Origin of the sequence: Collinsella tanakaei (assembly GCF_016900375.1) — a bacterium.
Lineage (GTDB): Bacteria > Actinomycetota > Coriobacteriia > Coriobacteriales > Coriobacteriaceae > Collinsella.
Genome location: NZ_JACJKB010000031.1, coordinates 1 through 3,716 on the forward strand (window position 1 = coordinate 1; position 3,716 = coordinate 3,716).

At 65.4% G+C, this 3,716-nt stretch carries 3 protein-coding genes and 1 tRNA gene; 2 read left to right on the forward strand and 2 right to left on the reverse strand.

All coding sequences use genetic code 11. From position 1 onward, the window contains the following. Both H6A16_RS10405 and H6A16_RS10410 read left to right on the forward strand, forming a co-directional pair. Window positions 1-100, forward strand: a 100-nt coding sequence (locus H6A16_RS10405) for an IS3 family transposase (protein ID WP_204618232.1), incomplete at its 5' end; no start/stop codon positions are given. A gap of 15 nt (window positions 101-115) precedes the next feature. Further along, window positions 116-664: a transposase gene (locus tag H6A16_RS10410; RefSeq protein WP_204618935.1), complete on the forward strand. Its 549-nt coding sequence runs from the start codon at window positions 116-118 to the stop codon at window positions 662-664. A gap of 332 nt (window positions 665-996) precedes the next feature. Here H6A16_RS10410 and H6A16_RS10415 read toward each other — a convergent pair whose 3' ends face one another. Beyond that, window positions 997-3,411: a tetratricopeptide repeat protein gene (locus tag H6A16_RS10415; RefSeq protein WP_204618938.1), complete on the reverse strand. Its 2,415-nt coding sequence runs from the start codon at window positions 3,409-3,411 to the stop codon at window positions 997-999. A gap of 213 nt (window positions 3,412-3,624) precedes the next feature. Beyond that, a tRNA-Arg gene (locus tag H6A16_RS10420) sits at window positions 3,625-3,701 on the reverse strand. Window positions 3,702-3,716: the final 15 nt, after the last annotated feature.

A 3,716-nucleotide genomic window follows, 5' to 3' on the forward strand; every position in this document is an offset into this window, starting at 1 on the left:
GCACTGGTACAACAACTTCAGGATCCACTCGACGCTCGGCTACATGAGCCCCGTCGAGTTCAGGAAGGCGGGGCTGATCCTGTCGAAACCGTCCAAGTAAGTGTTGCCAATCCACGTGCTCGCCGAGTACCTCGAAGGGGTGAGGTTCCACAGGCTCAGGCGCGACCGCCTCGACGCGGCGATCGCCGAGAGGGCGGCCGCCCCGGACCTCGCGCCGGTCGTGTCGGCGCTCTGCTGCATAAGGGGCATCTCCACCCTCACCGCCTTCTCCGTGGCCGCGGAGGTCGGCGACTTCTCGAGGTTCCCGACGGCGAGGTCGTTCATGTCCTACCTCGGCCTCGTGCCGTCGGAGTCCTCGAGCGGGGGGTCGGTGTCGAGGGGCGGGATCACCAGGACGGGCAACGGGCACGTCCGCACGCTGCTCGTCGAGTCGGCGTGGCACCACGCGCGCGGGTACAGCCCCGTGTCGGCCGCCTCGCTCGCCGCCGCCCGCGGCGTGGCCGCGCCCGTCGCCGAGGCGGCCGCGCGGGCCAACAGGAGGCTGCACGACAGGGCGGTCCACCTGAGGTCGCGCGGCAAGCCCGCGAGCCTGGCCAACGCCGCGGTCGCCCGCGAGCTGGCGGGCTTCGTGTGGGCCGTCGCCAACGAGGCGGCGGCCCGGTAGCAGACCCTCCCCGCCGCGTCCCGTCGAGATGGCGCGTGGGGGACCCGCGGACGTCCTATGCGCAGCCCATGCGGCCACGCGCGGTTTTAGACAAGCGGACGACCCCAGGCCGGAGCATCGGAATGCGTTAGCCAACACGCGTATGTCAGACTTGCAGTCGTGCGTCGAGACGGACACGCCCACGGATGGGCGCGGCGGGGCGAGCCATAGAGGAGCGGCCCCGGCCCGACTGGTTCGGGATGGGGCCGCCTTGCCTCTTGACAGTTGGATTTACATATCAGGACGGGGCCCAGTGTCATGCAAAAGCATGACACTGGGCCCCGTCCTAACTGTCATGTACCGGTTATCCAGAGCAGCGACTTGCTTAAAACGCCCAGCTCATCGTTGGCATGCATGCGCCACATGCTGTACACGCACCGCGAAGCCGTATGGAAAAATCCGTTGTCCATCAGCATGACCGCGGCATCGGCAATCTGGTTGTACAGCTCCGGCGTCGGCGGAACCGGGATGCCCGATGCCTGCGCGACACCGACCGCCTGGGCGAGTCCGAGCTGTGCCTCCATCCCCATGCGACGCAAAAGCTCCCCCGCTTCTTCTTGGGCGATAGCGCTCACCCGCTCCCCCGCCGGCACGAGCCGGTAGCAGGCAAGCGCGACAAGCCGATCGCCCTGGTTCCAATAGGCGAACGCCAGCCGATAGAACAGGTACGCGATGGACTCCCGATCGAAGGCCACGCGCAGTCCATGCTTGGCGACGTCGATAACCTCGTCGAACATATTGAGCCGCGCGAGCACGCTGATAAGCATGAAGTGAGCCTGCATGGAGGTCTCGGCCATGTCCAGCAGCTTGCGTGCCTCAGGCAGCGCCTGCTCGAGCGCACCAAACTGCAGGTACATCGCGCAGAGCTCCTGCTGGACGATGAAGAGCGCATCGGGCACCCGATGGATACGTGTGTTCCGATCGTCGATCAGCAGCGGCAAGACGATGCGCTGCACTTGGTTTTCGCAGAACTGCGATTGCATCGGGCTGGCCGACAGCAGCTCTGCTTCCACGCACGTCGCCTGAATCTCCTCGATCAGGCTGTTGAACGCGCGCTCCGCAGCGTCCGGGTCGACCTGCGCCAACCCATGGACCTCATCGAGCCGCTTGCGGTACCGGTCGTCGGGCGGATCCATAACGTTGAGATCCCGCGCGGTATCGGCGCACAGCAGCCGACGCAGTTCATCGGGAAGAGGGCGGTCGTCGGCGCTCGGGTCACAGTGTGCAGCGGGGTCGGAAATGGGTTCGAATGAGAATCCGGAGATGCGGGCTGCGCGCAATCCCGCTATCGCCGCAGCGGCCTCAAGCGGCTCGTCTGCCAGCCTGCGCGCCAACGCGACATAGCGCACGAGGAACTCGGGGCGCTCGAACCCGTACGCTACGCTCGACCCATCCGCACCGACCCCTTCGACGGTGCAGGAGCTCACACGGGGACTTGCGGCGAAGGCGGCCGCGGCGAGCACAAGTGCCATACGGCACGCAAGATCACGTGCAACGCGGTCCCTTGCGGCATCATCGAGCTCGCGCCAGGTGCCCTCGTGCGCATCGAAGGCCTCATAGGGGATGCCATCGATGTCGGGCGCACGGAACTGTACGCTGAACGACCCGTCGGCCGCACGGTAATCGAACAGGTACTCCAACCGCACGAGCAGGTTGATGTGCTCGCACAGCTCGGTGAAATGCATGCGGACATCCCATTCGCCACCGGGCTCGGCTTCGCACGTACCCGGCATCGACATGGCGCATCGGGTCGATGTGCGTCCGTCGAGCATGCGGTCGACTAGCACGACCGAGGAGCGCAGCCCATCCCAATCGAGATCGGCGCACACGCGCTCGGATGGCGACACGATCACCGGATCGAGACCCGCACCCATGCGATCCAGCACGTGTGCCAATCGGTTGAGCATGGCTTCCACGCCCAGCAACAGCCCGGTCTCCTCGGGCGAGACCTGGGTCCGGTCGAAGTTGAGATAGAACCCGTTCATCGCCTCGATATGCGCAAGATGGATCTCGCACCGCGCTGCGATTGAGCGCAGGCGCTGCAAGTCGACGCGTGAAAGCACGCGCCGTGCATACCGCTCGATGCCCAAGGGATTCCGCCGAGCGTCGATGCGGTACAGCAGCGTCGCGATAGCATCGGGCAGCATCACCTGGCCGAAATCGCGAAACAGGCTCACCGGCACGCTCGAGACCTCGCGTCCGAAGGCCGGCGAAGCGGCGTCGTCCGCCCGAGCGGCCGAAGGGGCCTGAACGGCGAACACGCAGCGTTTCAGGTACTGCGACGCCAGGAACTCACGGCACTCGAGCGCCTGCTGCGTCAGCTCGCCGTCGGCTTCCTCGCGGTACCGGCCGTTCTCCATAACAGCATAGCGACCGACATGTTCGAGCGGGCCGCTGCCACGGCGCGCCAGCACATCGCCGCCCCGAGCCTGCCCGCCATCCAGGAGCATCAGGGCAATCTTATCGACATCGGGCAGATCGCGTACCGGTGCGGTAACGCTGTAGACGCGCCCCGACCCGACGATCAGGCCGAGGATGACAACGCGTCCCCTGCCTGCGAACTGCACGATATAGCAGATGCCGTCTGATGGCATGGCGAAGGCGTTCCAGACGATCCCGTACACCGTGCCGCGCGGTTGTCCGTCCAGCGTGGCCAGCCGCTTCCTGCGTGCCCGCAACGGCAGCCTGATTGTTGCTCCGGTCTTCATATGCGATGCTCCTGCTCGCGCGCTGCCCTTTGAACCAGGCCGCACGCGTTCGATTCGTTTTCTTTTTCATTACCCGCTTTTCGGCGGCAGGCGCACGGCAGCTCGACCGGACCGGCAAAGCAGCACGTTCGGTCCGCAAGCGACAAGTTTGAACCCGGCCCCATCTTGTCGGTCTAACAAAAAAGGTGCCCGGAGGCACCTTCGAAGTTCGGCTGGTGCGGCGTACAGGATTCGAACCTGTGACGTTCTGATTCGTAGTCAGACCCTCTATCCAGCTGAGGTAACGCCGCAACGCACGGAATATA